This is a genomic window from Arthrobacter sp. NPDC080031 (genome assembly GCF_040702485.1).
In the GTDB taxonomy this organism is placed as follows: domain Bacteria; phylum Actinomycetota; class Actinomycetes; order Actinomycetales; family Micrococcaceae; genus Arthrobacter.
Window position 1 is genome coordinate 24,746 of the sequence record NZ_JBFBLA010000016.1, and the last position, 14,192, is coordinate 38,937.

At 65.0% G+C, this 14,192-nt stretch carries 13 protein-coding genes; 7 read left to right on the forward strand and 6 right to left on the reverse strand.

The genetic code is table 11. The features are described from left to right. Nucleotides 1-93: 93 nt before the first annotated feature. Genes AB0323_RS14455 through AB0323_RS14465 form a run of 3 tightly spaced genes read right to left on the reverse strand, consistent with a single transcriptional unit; the run spans nt 94 to nt 2,758 of the window. Nucleotides 94-1,314 carry an acetyl-CoA acetyltransferase gene (locus AB0323_RS14455; RefSeq protein WP_366177927.1) on the reverse strand — a complete coding sequence of 407 codons (1,221 nt, stop codon included), beginning with the start codon at nt 1,312-1,314 and terminating at the stop codon, nt 94-96. Beyond that, nucleotides 1,311-2,015, reverse strand: coding sequence for a CoA transferase subunit B (locus AB0323_RS14460; protein WP_366177928.1), 705 nt, complete (start codon nt 2,013-2,015; stop codon nt 1,311-1,313). The genes AB0323_RS14455 and AB0323_RS14460 overlap by 4 nt, the downstream gene beginning before the upstream one ends. 26 nt (nt 2,016-2,041) lie before the next feature. Continuing rightward, nucleotides 2,042-2,758, reverse strand: a complete 717-nt coding sequence (locus tag AB0323_RS14465) for a CoA transferase subunit A (RefSeq protein WP_366177996.1) — start codon at nt 2,756-2,758, stop codon at nt 2,042-2,044. Between the two features lie 207 nt (nt 2,759-2,965). Between AB0323_RS14465 and AB0323_RS14470 the strand changes: the two genes are divergently transcribed. From AB0323_RS14470 to AB0323_RS14500, 7 genes are all read left to right on the forward strand, one after another. Next, nucleotides 2,966-3,757: an IclR family transcriptional regulator gene (locus AB0323_RS14470; protein WP_366177929.1), complete on the forward strand. Its 792-nt coding sequence runs from the start codon at nt 2,966-2,968 to the stop codon at nt 3,755-3,757. A gap of 192 nt (nt 3,758-3,949) precedes the next feature. Continuing rightward, nucleotides 3,950-4,618 carry a fasciclin domain-containing protein gene (locus AB0323_RS14475; protein ID WP_364541174.1) on the forward strand — a complete coding sequence of 223 codons (669 nt, stop codon included), beginning with the start codon at nt 3,950-3,952 and terminating at the stop codon, nt 4,616-4,618. 84 nt (nt 4,619-4,702) lie between these two features. Continuing rightward, the gene (locus AB0323_RS14480) at nt 4,703-6,139 is read left to right on the forward strand and encodes a deoxyribodipyrimidine photo-lyase (protein WP_366177930.1); all 1,437 of its coding nucleotides are present in this window, start codon (nt 4,703-4,705) and stop codon (nt 6,137-6,139) included. Nucleotides 6,140-6,378: 239 nt separating this feature from the next. Continuing rightward, nucleotides 6,379-7,878, forward strand: coding sequence for a CoA-acylating methylmalonate-semialdehyde dehydrogenase (locus AB0323_RS14485; RefSeq protein WP_366177931.1), 1,500 nt, complete (start codon nt 6,379-6,381; stop codon nt 7,876-7,878). Further along, nucleotides 7,878-8,924 carry an enoyl-CoA hydratase/isomerase family protein gene (locus AB0323_RS14490; RefSeq protein WP_366177932.1) on the forward strand — a complete coding sequence of 349 codons (1,047 nt, stop codon included), beginning with the start codon at nt 7,878-7,880 and terminating at the stop codon, nt 8,922-8,924. Before AB0323_RS14485 ends, AB0323_RS14490 begins: the two co-directional genes overlap by 1 nt. Further along, nucleotides 8,917-9,837 carry a 3-hydroxyisobutyrate dehydrogenase gene (gene mmsB, locus AB0323_RS14495; protein WP_366177933.1) on the forward strand — a complete coding sequence of 307 codons (921 nt, stop codon included), beginning with the start codon at nt 8,917-8,919 and terminating at the stop codon, nt 9,835-9,837. Before AB0323_RS14490 ends, mmsB begins: the two co-directional genes overlap by 8 nt. A 39-nt stretch (nt 9,838-9,876) precedes the next feature. Next, nucleotides 9,877-10,656, forward strand: a complete 780-nt coding sequence (locus AB0323_RS14500) for an enoyl-CoA hydratase (RefSeq protein WP_364541163.1) — start codon at nt 9,877-9,879, stop codon at nt 10,654-10,656. A 123-nt stretch (nt 10,657-10,779) separates the two neighbouring features. Here AB0323_RS14500 and AB0323_RS14505 read toward each other — a convergent pair whose 3' ends face one another. The 3 genes from AB0323_RS14505 to nadE form a co-directional block, all read right to left on the reverse strand. After that, nucleotides 10,780-11,286, reverse strand: a complete 507-nt coding sequence (locus AB0323_RS14505; RefSeq protein ID WP_284981964.1) for a MarR family transcriptional regulator — start codon at nt 11,284-11,286, stop codon at nt 10,780-10,782. Nucleotides 11,287-11,312: 26 nt separating this feature from the next. Next, a complete protein-coding gene (locus tag AB0323_RS14510) occupies nt 11,313-13,058 on the reverse strand; it encodes an AMP-binding protein (RefSeq protein WP_366177934.1) in 1,746 nt (581 codons plus the stop codon). A 254-nt stretch (nt 13,059-13,312) separates the two neighbouring features. Beyond that, entirely contained in the window at nt 13,313-14,134 is an 822-nt protein-coding gene (gene nadE, locus AB0323_RS14515; RefSeq protein WP_364541156.1) for an ammonia-dependent NAD(+) synthetase, read from the reverse strand. Nucleotides 14,135-14,192: the final 58 nt, after the last annotated feature.

Sequence of the window (14,192 nt, forward strand, 5' to 3'; positions counted from 1 at the left end):
CCGCTGGAACTCCCCAGCGCAACGCGGGGTCACTTACGGCCCAAGTTGCTGCCCGGCATGGGCCGTAAGTGACCCCGTGTTGGGGAGTTTCCGCTAAACAGACTCCAGGATGCTCACATAGTTCGCGATGCCCACGCCGCCCATGTTCTGCACGGCTCCGCGGCGGGCGTGGGGCAGTTGCATGGCTCCCGCGGTGCCCGTGAGCTGCATGGCCGCGATGACGTGCTGCGACACACCTGTTGCGCCCACGGGGTGGCCCTTGGCCTTGAGTCCGCCCGACACATTGACGGGCAGCCTGCCGTCCTTGTAGACCCACCCTTCCTGCACCGCCCGGGATCCTTCACCGCGCGGCGTCAGCCCCATGGCTTCGTACATGATCAATTCGGCGATCGTGAAGCAATCGTGCACCTCGGCGAAGTCCAGTCCTTCGATCCCGACGCCGGCCATCCCCAGCGCGCGTTCCCAGGACACTCTCGTGGCGGCGAACTCCGTGGGGTCGCGGCGCTCTGCCGGGAAGAAGTCGTTCGCGTGCCCGAAGCCCGCCAACCGCACGGGTTCGGTAGCAGCGCCCGACGCCGGGCCCAGGGAAAGCACGACGGCGGCGGCGCCGTCGGACACGGGGGAGCAGTCGGTGCGGCGAAGCGGTTCGGCAACCATGGGATTCTTCTCGGAAACCGTCCGGCAGAATTCCTCGCCGAAGTCCCTGTGCATCTGCGCGTAGGGGTTGTCCATGCCGTTGTGGTGGTTCTTGGCGGCGATGGAGCCCAGGACGTCGCTTAGGCCGGACCCGGCAAAACCAGGGCGTTCGATGCCCGCGCCATAGCGCTTTTCGTAGTGCCGGGCCACCTCGGCGAACAGCCCCGTGAAACCGGTAGTGGAGGCCTTGCCCGCCATTTCGTAGGAAGCCCCGAGCAGGGCAGCCCCTACGACGTCGGCTCCGGCGTCCGTCATCTTTTCGGCCCCGATCACCAGGACGTTGCGGGCAGTCCCGGCCAAGACAGCCTTCACGCCCTGCTGGAATGCTGCGGAACCGGAGGCGCAGGCGTTTTCGGTTCTCGTTGCGGGCACATTGGCAAGATCCTCGGACAACTCGAGGGCCAGCGAGGACGTGAAGCCCAACGGCTGCATGCCCGAGTTGAACTGGCCGAGGTAGATCGCGTCGATGTCCCGTGGCTCAAGGCCCGAGTTCCCGATGGCCTCCGCGGACACTTGGACGATCAGGGACTCGAGCGTCTCGTCCGTGAGTTTGCCGAACTTGCTGTGTCCCCATCCGGTGAGGAGGACATCTTTGCCGAACTGGTCCTTCAGGCTCATGCCAGTGTTCCTTCCAATGCATTTCCTTCCAGTGCAGGGGTGGTTTCGAATGCGACGTCGAATGCTGCCTCCGTCTTTTCCCGGAGCTCCTCCACGGTGACCCCGGGGGCGAGGCGGGTCAGCGTGAGCTGCCGCCCGCCGTCGTCGTTCGCGGATGGCAAGATGTCGAAGACCGCGAGGTCGCTGACGATCCGGTCCACCACGCGCAGGCCGGTCAGCGGCAGGGTGCATTCCCGGACGATCTTGGCGCTCCCGTCCTTGGCGTTGTGCTCGGTGAGGACCACGACGCGCGGGGTGCCGGCCACGAGGTCCATGGCGCCGCCCATGCCCTTGACCATCTTTCCCGGAATGGTCCAGTTGGCGAGGTCCCCGTTGCCGGAAACCTGCATGGCGCCGAGGATGGCAACCTTGACATGTCCGCCGCGGATCATGCCGAAGGACGTCGCGGAGTCGAAGATGCTGCCGCCGGGCAGGACCGTGACGGTCTGCTTACCGGCGTTGATGAGGTCGGCGTCTTCCTCGCCCTCGTAGGGGAAAGGCCCCATGCCGAGGAGGCCATTTTCGCTTTGCAGGACAACCCGTACGCCGTCGGGCAGGTTGTTGGCAACGAGGGTGGGAATGCCGATGCCGAGGTTGACGTAATCGCCGTCGTTGAGTTCCTGGGCCGCAATGGCGGCCATTTCGTCGCGGGTCCATGCCATGGTGGTGCTCCTTCGCTGGTGGGTGCTTAGACGGCCAGGGCTTCAGTGCGGGGCCGGACGGTGCGCTGCTCAATGTCCTTGGTGCGGCTGCGGGCCTGGACCAGTCGCTGGACGTAGACGCCGGGGGTCACGATATGGTTCGGATCCAGCTCGCCCGGATGCACGATCACTTCGGCCTCGGCGATGGTCACGATTCCCGCCGTGGCCACCACAGGGTTGAAATTCCGGGCCGTGTAGCGGTAGATCAGGTTGCCGTCCGTGTCCGCGGTGTGCGCGTGGACAAGCGCGACGTCGGCCACGATCCCGCGCTCGCGGACGTACGTGACGCCGTCGAACTCTTCGAGCGGCTTGCCTTCGGCAACCAGGGTTCCGACGCCGGTCCGCGTGTAGAAGGCGGGGATGCCGGCACCACCGGCGCGGAGGCGTTCGGCCAGGGTGCCCTGGGGCGCGAATTCGACCTCGAGCTGCCCGGAAAGGTACTGCTCGGCGAAGAGCTTGTTCTCGCCCACGTAGGAAGCGATGACCTTGCGGACCTGGCCCGTTTCGATGAGGATCCCAAGCCCCTTGCCATCAATGCCCATGTTGTTGGAGACCACTGTCAGGTCCTTGACGCCGGAATCGCGGACGGCCTCGATCAGGTCCGCGGGGATGCCGCTAAGTCCAAAACCGCCGACGGCGATCGTCTGGCCGTCGCGCAGGACGTCCTCTAGTGCAACGGCTGCGCTGGGCTGGTTTTTGGCCATGGCGTTGTCCTGGTCTTTGAGTAGGGTCACTCAGTGCTATCCACTTTGTGGACACTTCTCTGAGCTAGCGGTCTGAAAAGGAGCTTAGGGTTGCCCAGTGCGGAGGGTCAACGGCCTCGCATGGCCAGCAGGGTTGGACTCGCACAGTGTGGACGCTAGTCTTAGAAGTGTCCACATTGTGGAGGATATCTTTGAGAGGAGATCGGATTGTCGACTCGTCAGCCGCAAACCAAGCCGGTCCAGGGGGCCCAGGTCGTCGCCCGGGTTGCCGCGCTCCTCCGGCTCGTGGGACGCAAACCGGAGGGCATGTCCATCGCTGGCCTGGTCCGCGAGTCCGGACTGACCCGCCCGACCGTGCACCGCTTGCTCGCGTCCCTCGCCGCCGAAGGCCTGCTGGACCACGACCAGCGGAACGGCAACTGGATCCTGGGGCCCGAGATTTTCCTGCTGGGGTCCGTGGCGGCGGCGCGGTTCCCGTTTGAGGACTTGGCCCGGCCCGGCCTGCGCCGCCTGGCCGAGGAGAGCGGGGAAAGCGCCTTCTATTCGATCCGTCGTGGCAACGAAACCGTGTGTGTGCTCCGCGAGGAAGGCAGCTTTCCGGTGCGTTCGTTCGTCTTGCACGAGGGCGTCAGGTTCCCGCTCGGCGTCGCGTCGGCCGGAACCGCAATCATGGCGTTCCTGCCGGATGAAGAACAGGAAATGATCCTGTCCGGCTGGGAACAGCACGCCGGGGACTTCGCCGCCAGCCACACCGAGAGGGTGGTGCGCCGGAATCTTGAGCAGACCCGGATGGCCGGGTACTCGGTGAATCCCGGGCTGATCCTCGAAGGCAGTTGGGGGATGGCGGCTGCCGTCTTCGACCAGCTGGGCCGGCCAGTCGGCGCTTTATCCCTCACAGGCATCGAGCCGCGATTCCGTCCTGAACGCCAGGAATTCCTCGGCAAGTTGCTCATGGAAGAAGCCCACCGCATGAGCTCCGCAAGAACCGACCACCTTTGAGCCGCAACCTTGGCGCGAATGCCGCCATCCGGCGTCGGAGGCTCCCGAAAGTGGTCGGTTCTGGAGGCGCGCCCAAAATTAAGTTTTGAAACTCACCCATCCACCCGGCTCCCACCTCCGAATAGCTGGCATAAGGACTTCACGCCGGAATCAACCGGCACCGAATGTCAGTCCGTTTGAAGGAGAAATGTCATGCTTTCTACAAAGCGCACGTCTTTTGCGATCGCCGGCCTCGCCGCTTCCGCCCTGTTGGGCCTCACTGCTTGTGGCGGCTCGGCTTCCACGGCTTCACCGTCGTCGGCCGCTCCCGCTGCGACCACCATGGCAGCCACACCTTCCGCCTCGGCAAGCGCCGCGATGGACCCGACTAAAGACCTCGTTGGCCCGGGCTGCGCAGGTTACGCTTCCCAGGTTCCCAGCGGTGCAGGTTCGGTTGCCGGCATGGCTCTGGACCCAGTAGCCGTGGCCGCTTCCAACAACCCGTTGCTCAAGACCCTTACCGCCGCTGTGTCCGGCAAGCTGAACCCCAAGGTGAACCTGGTGGACACGCTGAACAGCAGCCAGTTCACCGTCTTCGCTCCTGTGGACAGCGCCTTCGCCAAGATCCCCGCCGCCACCATCGACGGCCTCAAGACCGACGACGCCCTCCTGAGCAAGATCCTCACCTACCACGTCATCCCCGGCCAGCTGACTCCGGACCAGATCGTGGGCACCCACAAGACTGTTGAGGGCGACTCGGTGACCGTTACGGGAACCAAGGACGCGCTCAAGGTTGACGGCGGCTCCGCCGTGATCTGCGGTGGCGTCCACACCGCCAACGCGACGGTCTACTTGGTTGACAGCGTCCTGATGCCGAAATAGATCTTGGCAGATGAGGTACAGGCCATGCCCCTTAGGATTCGTCCTAAGGGGCATGTCCGTTGCGCAAAAGATCCAAGGGGATGAGTGAAGCCGTCAATCGTATGGTTCCGGGACGACCTCCGGACCACGGACAACCCGGCGCTGCGGGCGGCAGCCGACGACGGTGGAGCCGTCGCGCTTTATGTCCTCGATGAGGAATCGCCCGGAATCAGGCCGCTCGGCGGCGCGTCCCGCTGGTGGTTGCATCATTCCCTGCTCACCCTTCGCGAAGACCTTGCCGCCCTCGCCGTACCACTCGTGCTGCGCCGCGGACCGGCGGCGGAGATTGTCCGGGAAACCGCGACGGCGATGGGTTCCGGATCGCTGTACTGGAACCGCCGTTACGGCGAGGCAGAGCGAATGCTCGACGCCGGCATCAAGGCCTGGGCGCGCGGGTCCGGGATGCACGCGGAGAGTTTCCAAGCCTCTTTGCTGCACGAACCGTGGGCCGTCACCACGAAGCAAGGCGGACCCTTCAAGGTTTTCACGCCATTTTGGCGGACCGTGTCCGGGCTGGATTTCCGTGAACCGCTGGAAGCTCCGGAACCGGGCCGGGGATACTCCGGCCGGCTCCCTCAGTCCGAGGAATTGGACACGTGGGGATTGCTGCCGCGGAACCCCGATTGGTCTGCCGGATTATCCGAGGTTTGGGAGCCGGGTTCGGCCCAGGCCCATGAGCTCCTTGATACCTTTGTGGAGCACGGGCTGGTGGACTATCCGGTGAACCGGGATCGTCCGGACCTGCCGGGCAGCAGCCGGTTGTCACCCTTTTTGCGCTGGGGGCAACTCAGCCCGTTCGAGGTATGGCATGCCCAGCAGCGCCGGCGTCGGGAACTGGGCGAGGGCGCTGCAGTCTTCGCCTCGGAACTCGGGTGGCGTGAATTCTGCTGGCACCAATACTTCCACCACCCGGACCTGGCAACGGCCAATTTGCGGCCCGGGTTCGACCACTATCCGTGGGCTTGGCCCGGTAGCCAAGGTGCAGGCTCGCATGACTCGGCCAGCAGCGCAGGGGCCCGGGAGGCCGAGTCACAGGAGGCCGAGTCACAGGAGGCTGCCACCCTCCTCCGCGCATGGCAGGAAGGCCGTACCGGTTTCCCCTTGGTGGACGCGGGCCAGCGGCAATTGTGGCATACAGGATGGATGCACAACCGGGTCCGCATGGTTTCCGCCAGCCTCTTGGTCAAGAACCTCGGCATCCATTGGCAAGTGGGCGAGCAATGGTTCTGGGACACATTGGTGGATGCCGATCCGGCGTCCAACCCGGCGAACTGGCAGTGGGTAGCCGGTTCCGGCGCCGACGCCTCGCCCTTCTTCAGGATCTTCAATCCGGAGACCCAGGCAGCGAAATTCGATCCCCACGGCAGCTACGTCGGCCAGTGGATCCCGGAACTGGGCACGCCGGACTATCCGGAGCCGGTGGTGGACCTCAAAGCCTCGCGTCGGGAGGCGCTTGATGCCTACGGCTCGCTGCCTCGTTGAACCGGGCCACCACTTCCGACCATCTTTGGCCCCGCCGCAGAGCGGCACCTCCCCGCCTGCGGCGGGTTCCGGCGTCGGGCATTCCCAAATGTGGTCGGGTGTTGAGGGCCGCAGCCGAAGTGCTCTAGAAATTAGTAGGAAGTCCGAGTATATTCGGGATCAAAGACGTCCCGGAGCGCAGTTGGACATGTGCCTTCGAGGCCGATGGCGGGCATTCCCCCTATGCAAAGGAGCATTCCATGGTGCGCGAACTTTCCCACTACATCGACGGCCAAAGAGTCGACGGGACTTCTACACGATTCAGCGACGTCTACAATCCCTGCACCGGCGAGGTTCAGGCACGGCTTCCCCTCGCCAGTGCTGACGAGGTCAGGAACGCCATTGCGAGCGCGGAGAAAGGCCAGCTCGAATGGGGCGCCATGAACCCGCAGCGCCGCGGCAGGATCCTGCTGAAGTTCGTGGACCTGGTCAACGAACACATGGACGAACTCGCTACGCTCCTGTCCTCCGAGCACGGCAAGACCTTCCCCGATTCCAAAGGCGACATCCAGCGTGGCATCGAGGTGGTGGAGTTCGCCGCCGGTGCCCCGCACCTGCTCAAAGGTGAATTTTCGGACAACGCCGGCGCGGGCATCGACGTCCACTCACTGCGCCAGCCCCTTGGGGTGGTCGCGGGCATTACGCCTTTCAACTTCCCGGCCATGATCCCACTCTGGAAGTCCGGCCCCGCCCTGGCTGCCGGCAATGCCTTCATCCTCAAGCCTTCTGAGCGCGATCCGTCCGTGCCGCTGCGCCTGGCGGAACTTTTCACCGAAGCGGGATTGCCGGACGGCGTCTTCAACGTCATCAACGGCGACAAAGAAGCCGTGGACACCCTCCTTGAAGATCCGCGGGTGAAGGCCATCGGCTTCGTCGGAAGCACGCCGATTGCCAAGTACATCTACGCCACGGCCGCGGCCCACGGGAAGCGCGCCCAGTGCTTTGGCGGCGCCAAGAACCACATGGTGATCATGCCCGACGCCGATCTCGACATGGCCGCGGATGCCCTCATCGGTGCCGGGTTCGGCTCCGCCGGGGAGCGTTGCATGGCGATTTCGGTTGCTGTGCCTGTTGGCCAGGAGACAGCGGACCAGCTCGTCTCCAAGCTGGAGGACCGCATCAAGGGCCTGAAGGTGGGTCCCAGCCTGGCCGCGGATTCGGACTTCGGGCCTGTAGTGGCCGCCTCGGCGAAGCACCGTATTGAGGGGTACATCCAAGCGGGCGTCGACCAAGGCGCCACCCTCGTCACCGATGGACGCGACCTGAAGGTGGACGGTTACGCCGGAGGCTTCTGGGTTGGCCCGACCCTCTTCGACAACGTCACGAAGGACATGTCCATCTACAAGGAGGAGATCTTCGGCCCGGTCCTGAGCGTCCTCCGCGCAGCCGACTACGAAGAGGCACTGCGGCTCTGCTCCGAGCACGAGTTCGGCAACGGCGTCGCGATCTTCACCCGCGACGGCGACGCTGCCCGCGACTTCGCGAGCCGCGTCGAAGTGGGCATGGTGGGCATCAACGTTCCCATTCCAGTCCCGATTGCCTACTACACCTTCGGCGGCTGGAAGGCCTCTGGCTTCGGCGACCTCAACCAGCACGGCCCAGACGCCTTCCGCTTCTACACCAAGACCAAGACGGTCACCACCCGCTGGCCCTCGGGCATCCGCCAGGGCGCCAGCTTCGTGATGCCGGCCGGCAGCTAATGGCCGAGGTCCTGTTCGAAAAGCGCGGCCACCTCGGCGTCATCACGCTGAACCGACCCAAGGCCGTCAACGCACTCACCGCCGGCATGGTGCACGCCATGCTGGAGCGACTCACCGCCTGGGCGGACGACGACGCCGTCAGAACGGTTTTGGTGCACGGCGCCGGGGACCGCGGACTCTGCGCCGGTGGGGACATCGTGGCGATCTACGACGACATCCTGCGCGGCGGGGACCGGACCGCGGATTTCTGGGCTGCGGAGTACCGGTTGAACTCGCTTATTGCCCGGTACCCGAAGCCGTACGTGGCCTTCATGGACGGGCTGGTCCTCGGTGGCGGGGTCGGGATCTCAGCCCACGGCTCCGTCCGCGTGGTCACCGAGCGGACCCGTACCGGCATGCCGGAAACCACCATTGGTTTTGTGCCCGACGTCGGCGGCACCCTTCTGCTGTCCCGCTCACCGGGCGAGTCCGGTACACACGCAGCCCTCACGGGCGCCCACTTGAGCGGGGCCGACGCCTTGTTCCTGGGGCTCGCGGACCACTTCGTGCCGTCCGAGAGCCTGCCCGCGCTCGCGGAAGCGCTGGAAAGCTCGACGGCGGAGGCCGCCGTCGGGCGCTTTGTTCAGGAGCCGCCCGCCTCGGCGCTGTCCGGCCAGCGCGGGTGGATCGATGACGCCTATGCTTCCGACGACGCCGAGGAAATCGTCGCCAGGCTGCGCGCCGCCGGCGGGGACGCCGCTGCAGCCGCGGTCACGATCGAGGCGAAATCGCCTACAGCCGTGAAAGTCACCCTGGAATCGTTGCGGCGCGTCCGGGGGCTTTCCCTCGAGGAGGCTTTGGAGCAGGAATACCGTGTTGGCGTGCGGTGCCTGGCCGGCCCGGATTTCCGGGAGGGCATCCGCGCCCAAGTGGTGGACAAGGACCGCAACCCACAATGGAAGCCAGCTTCCCTGGCGGAGGTGTCGCCGGCCGCCGTCGAGGGCTTCTTCGCGTCTCTCGGCGACCGTGAACTCAAACTTCATTCAAAGGAGTCCGACCATGTCTGACGCAGTTTCCGGCACCATCGCTTTCCTCGGCCTTGGCCACATGGGCGGTCCTATGGCCGTGAACCTTGTCAAGGCAGGGCATCAAGTGGTCGCGTACGATCCCGTGCCGGCAGCGCTTGAGGCAGCCCGTGAACACGGCATTGCCACGGTGGATTCCGCTCCGGAGGCCGTTGCCGGCGCTTCCGTTGTCCTGACCATGCTGCCCAGCGGCAAGCACGTCCTGGAGGCCTACCGGGGAGTGGACGGAGCGCCGGGCCTGCTCTCGGTGGCTGCGTCGAACACACTGTTCGTGGACTGCTCCACCATCAACGTCGAAGAGGCCCGCGAGGCCGCTGCCATTGCCTTGGAAGCCGGCCACCGCTCCGTGGACGCGCCCGTTTCCGGCGGCGTAGTGGGTGCCGAAGCCGGGACCCTGACCTTCATGGTGGGGGCGCTGCCCGAGGACTTCGAAACAGCGAAGCCGATCCTGGAACACATGGGCCGCAGGATCGTGCACTGCGGTGACCACGGAGCCGGGCAAGCCGCCAAGGTCTGCAACAACATGATCCTTGGCGTGTCCATGATTGCCGTCAGCGAGGCGTTCGTCCTGGGCGAGAAACTGGGACTGACGCACCAAGCGTTGTTCGATGTCGCGTCCAACGCCTCTGGGCAGTGCTGGGCGCTGACCACCAACTGCCCGGTTCCCGGACCGGTTCCCACGAGCCCGGCCAACCGCGACTACAAGCCCGGATTCGCCGGAGCGCTCATGGCGAAGGACCTCCGGCTCGCGGTCAACGCGCTTGAGAGCACCGGAGTGGACGGGAAAATGGGGCACTTGGCATCGCAGATCTACGATGCTTTCGCGGCCGAAGGCGGAGCCGAGCGCGACTTCTCCGGCATCATCACGGACATCCGGGACAAGTCCGCCAAGTAGCCTTGGCGGGTAGGTCAGTTACGACAAAAGGGGTACGGCTTGGCGCAGCAGCACGAAAACATCCTGGTGGAACTCCGTGGACGGGTGGGCTTGGTGACCCTGAACCGGCCCAAGGCGCTCAATGCGTTGAACCAGGCCACCATGAACGAGATCGTGGCCGCCGTGTCGGACATGGATGCGGATCCCGCAGTGGGTGCCGTGGTGATCACCGGCTCGGAAAAGGCCTTCGCGGCCGGCGCCGACATCAAGGAAATGGCATCCAAGGGCTACATGGAAATGTACGCCGCCGACTGGTTCCGCGCCTGGGAAAACCTCACGCGCCTGCGCATTCCCGTCATTGCCGCGGTGTCCGGCTTTGCCCTGGGCGGGGGCTGCGAACTTGCCATGATGTGCGATTTCATCATTGCCGGGGACAACGCCAAGTTCGGCCAACCGGAAATCAACCTCGGCGTCATTCCCGGCATGGGCGGCTCCCAGCGGCTGACCCATGCCGTGGGCAAGGCCAAAGCGATGGACATGGTCCTCACCGGGCGGTTCATGGACGCCGAGGAAGCCGAGCGTGCGGGACTTGTTTCCCGCGTCGTGCCGGCAGATTCCGTGGTGGAGGAGGCTCTGAAGGCCGCCGAAGTGATCGCGTCAAAGTCCAAACCGGTTGCCATGGTGGCCAAGGAAGCCGTCAACGCAGCCTTCGAAACCGGCCTGTCCCAGGGCGTTTTGTTTGAGCGCCGGATCTTCCACTCACTGTTCGCCACCGAGGACCAAAAGGAAGGCATGGCAGCGTTCACCGAGAAGCGCCAGCCGGAGTTCAAGCACCGTTGACCCATCGATTGCTCCCCACCGGCACCCTAACCTCGCAAGCTCGGCCAGGGAACCCTGCCGGCGTGGGCCCAGTGCCGTTTTGCCGGCTCAAAACGGCACTTACTCAGCAACGGATGGCTCTGATCAGTCCGTAAAGTCCCCCGCCGCCTTGCGGAAGTCTCCCAGCACGCGGATCAGGTGCTCGACGTCGTCGTCCCCGAAACCGGACTGGCCGAACACCTCGTTGTTGAGTGCCGTCGTCGCGCGTTTCGCGAGGGTGCGGCCTTCCGCGGTGAGCTCGATCAGCGTGGTGCGCCCGTCAGTGGGGTGCGGGGAGCGGACCACGAGGGCTGCCTTCTCGAGGCGGTCGACGGCGTTGGTCACGGACGTCGGATGCACCTGGAGCAGCGCACTGGCTTTGTTCATCGGCAACGCGCCGCTGCGGGCGAAACTCAGCAGTGCCAGGAGCTCGTAACGCGCGAAGGTCAGGCCGAACGGCTTCAACACGCCCTCGATCCGCGCCAACAGGATCTGCTGCGTGCGCATGATCGCGGTGATGGCCGCCATGGGCGCGGCGACTTCGCCCCAGCCGTGGCGTTCCCAGTTTCGCTGGGCGTCGGCGATGGGGTCGCGGGGGAGCGGGCTTCCCACGGTGCCTCCTGACATTGGTTGGCTGTCTATTCTTTCAGACTCGGGAACTCGTCCTCGGTGTACTCGACGCCCAGGCCGGCAGGCAGCGGGCCGTCTCCGTGACGGGCCACCTCCGTGCCTCGAAGTTCGACACGGCGGATCTTGCCGGAAATCGTCTTGGGCAACTCGCCGAATTCGAGCCGACGGATGCGCTTGAAAGGCGCCAGGTGCTGCCGGCAGTACCTGAGGATGTCCTCAGCCACGGCCGGACCGGGCTCGTACCCCGCGGCGAGCACCACGAAAGCCTTAGGCACCGAAAGCTTGACCGGATCCGGAGAGGGCACGACGGCGGCCTCCGCCACAGCGGGATGTTCGATCAGGACGCTTTCGAGTTCGAAAGGCGACAAGCGGTAGTCGGAGGACTTGAAGACATCGTCACCGCGGCCCACGTAGGTAATGACGCCGTTCCCGTCCCGGCTGGCCATATCGCCCGTGTGGTAATAGCCGTCACGGAAAGCCTCGGCCGTCTTTTCCGGGTCGCCGAAGTAGGACTTCATGAGCCCCACGGGGCGGGGGTCCAAGCGCAAGCACAGCTCGCCGTCGTCGGCCTCTTCGCCGGTGGCAGGATCAACAAGCACGACGTCGTAGCCTGGCAGCGGCCGTCCCATCGAGCCGGTCTTGACCGGCTGGCCGGGGGTGTTGGCAATCTGGACCGTTGACTCCGTTTGGCCAAAACCGTCGCGGATGGTCTGGCCCCAGGCCCTCTCCACTTGCCCGATCACCTCGGCGTTGAGGGGTTCGCCCGCAGAAACTACCTTGGTGGGCGGGGTCTTGAGCAGGGTCAGGTCCGCCTGGATGAGCATGCGCCATACGGTGGGCGGGGCGCAGAAACTCGTGACGCCTTCACGCCCCATCTGTTCCATGAGTGTCTTGGCATCGAAGCGGTCATAGTTATAGACGAAAACGCAGGCCTCGGCGATCCACGGCGTGAAAACGTTGGACCATGCGTGCTTGGCCCAGCCGGGGGAAGCCACGTTGAGGTGGACGTCTCCGGGTTCCAGCCCGATCCAATACATCGTGGAGAGGTGCCCCACGGGATACGACGTGTGGGTGTGCTCCACCAGCTTCGCCCGTGACGTGGTGCCCGAAGTGAAGTAGAGGAGCATGGTTTCGTCGGCAGCGGTGGGTGCATCCGGGACGAACACGGTCTCCGCGGAATCCGCTTCGGCATAGTGGAGGGCATTGGCGGTCGGGCTGCCGGTGTTCTGGGCTCCAGCCGGGCCGCCGTCGCCCACTTCAATGAGGGTGTAGTCGCCCGGTACCTCCGCGAACTTGGCAATATTGGCGCTCCCGACGGCGGCCCAGCGGGCGCCCCCGCGCTCGACGCGATCCGTGATGTCGCGCGGACCCATGAGCGTGGTGGTGGGAATCAAGACCACGCCGAGTTTGATCCCGGCGAGCATGAGTTCCCACAGTTCCACTTGGTTGCCAAGCATGATGATCATGCGGTCGCCACGGTGGACGCCCTTGCCGCGGAGCCAGTTGGCAAGCTGCGAGGACCGAGCGGAGAGTTCGGCGAAGCTGCGGCGGGTGGAGCTCCCGTCCTGCTCGACGATGACGAGCGCCGGGTTGTTGGCCTTGGCGGGATCCGCTGCGATCTGGTCGAACCAGTCGAGGGCGAAGTTGAACTCGCTGAAGCGGGGCCACTGGAAGTCGCTGTATGCCTTGGCGTAATCGGTGCGTAGCTCAAGGAGCCGGTCGCGGGCTGCGCGGAAGTCGTCGGTGACTGTCATTGTCTGCCTTTCGCCCTGCGTGGAATCGGTAGGCGCGGACCGGAAACGAGCTGGCCGTGTGATCCGCCTCACCTGCAATATACTAGGACATCCAAGGGTTTGGAAGGGGCAGTGCGGCGGGGATACGTCCCGTCACGCCGGGCAAACTTTTGCGGGATAACGACGGCGGCGCCCCCGCCACGGCGCGGCAGGCCGCCGTCGTGCGCTGCAAAAAGTTGCCCAGCGTGACGGAGGACCCCGGGTTCAGGCGAGTGCTACTTCCACCATGTGTCGAAAATCGTGACCGGAACAGTGCGCTTGTGGCGCGTCCGCGTGTACTTCTGCTCAATCAGCATCGCTGCGGCCTCGGGGATGTCACGGCCCTCAAGGTAGTCGTCGATCTGGTCGTAGCTGACTCCGAGTTCATCCTCGTCCGTACGTCCGGGCGTGCCGTCCAGGAGGTCCGCCGTCGGAATCTTTTCCCAGACCCTGGACGGGGCGCCCAGCTCGGCGAGGAGTGCGCGGTTCTGCCGCTTGTTCAGGCCGAAGAGCGGCAGGATGTCCGCGCCGCCGTCGCCGAACTTGGTGAAGAATCCGGTGACGGATTCGGCTCCGTGGTCGGTGCCGATCACCAGGTAGTTGTATTCGCCGGCGAGGGCGTACTGGGCGGTCATGCGGGCCCGGGCCTTGGTGTTGCCCTTGTGGAAATCCGAGATGCGTGCGCCGGTGGTCTTTTCGAACTCGTCCTCGAAGCCGTCGACAGCCCGGGAAATGTTGAAGGTCCACTCCGTCTTGGCCTGGATGAAGTCCAGTGCCGCCCGGGCGTCGTCCTCATCGTGCTGGGTGCCGTAGGGCAGCCGGACCGCCACGAAGTTTGCTTCGACGCCCTCGGCCGCGAGCTCTTCGACGGCCAGTTGGGCGAGCCGGCCGGCGAGGGAGGAATCCAGTCCGCCGGAAATACCCAGGACAAAGCCCTTGGTTTGCGTGGCCTTGAGATATTCCTTCAGGAACGTGACGCGTTTACGGACCTCCTCGGCAGGGTCGATCCGGGGCTGGACGCCCATTTCCGCAATGATCGTGGCCTGGAGTGTGCGCATGTCCCCAACACTAGTAACCAGCACTTGAAACACTCAACTGTGTCACCCCATGTGTTTT

Bases quoted from the DNA above. Each gene is read 5' to 3' on its own strand.
- mmsB (WP_366177933.1), top strand. From the start codon at position 8,917: ATGTCTGACGCAGTTTCCGGCACCATCGCTTTCCTCGGCCTTGGCCAC.
- AB0323_RS14465 (WP_366177996.1), bottom strand. From the start codon at position 2,758: ATGGCCAAAAACCAGCCCAGCGCAGCCGTTGCACTAGAGGACGTCCTG.
- nadE (WP_364541156.1), bottom strand. From the start codon at position 14,134: ATGCGCACACTCCAGGCCACGATCATTGCGGAAATGGGCGTCCAGCCC.
- AB0323_RS14455 (WP_366177927.1), bottom strand. From the start codon at position 1,314: ATGAGCCTGAAGGACCAGTTCGGCAAAGATGTCCTCCTCACCGGATGG.
- AB0323_RS14475 (WP_364541174.1), top strand. From the start codon at position 3,950: ATGCTTTCTACAAAGCGCACGTCTTTTGCGATCGCCGGCCTCGCCGCT.
- AB0323_RS14460 (WP_366177928.1), bottom strand. From the start codon at position 2,015: ATGGCATGGACCCGCGACGAAATGGCCGCCATTGCGGCCCAGGAACTC.
- AB0323_RS14485 (WP_366177931.1), top strand. From the start codon at position 6,379: ATGGTGCGCGAACTTTCCCACTACATCGACGGCCAAAGAGTCGACGGG.
- AB0323_RS14510 (WP_366177934.1), bottom strand. From the start codon at position 13,058: ATGACAGTCACCGACGACTTCCGCGCAGCCCGCGACCGGCTCCTTGAG.
- AB0323_RS14490 (WP_366177932.1), top strand. From the start codon at position 7,878: ATGGCCGAGGTCCTGTTCGAAAAGCGCGGCCACCTCGGCGTCATCACG.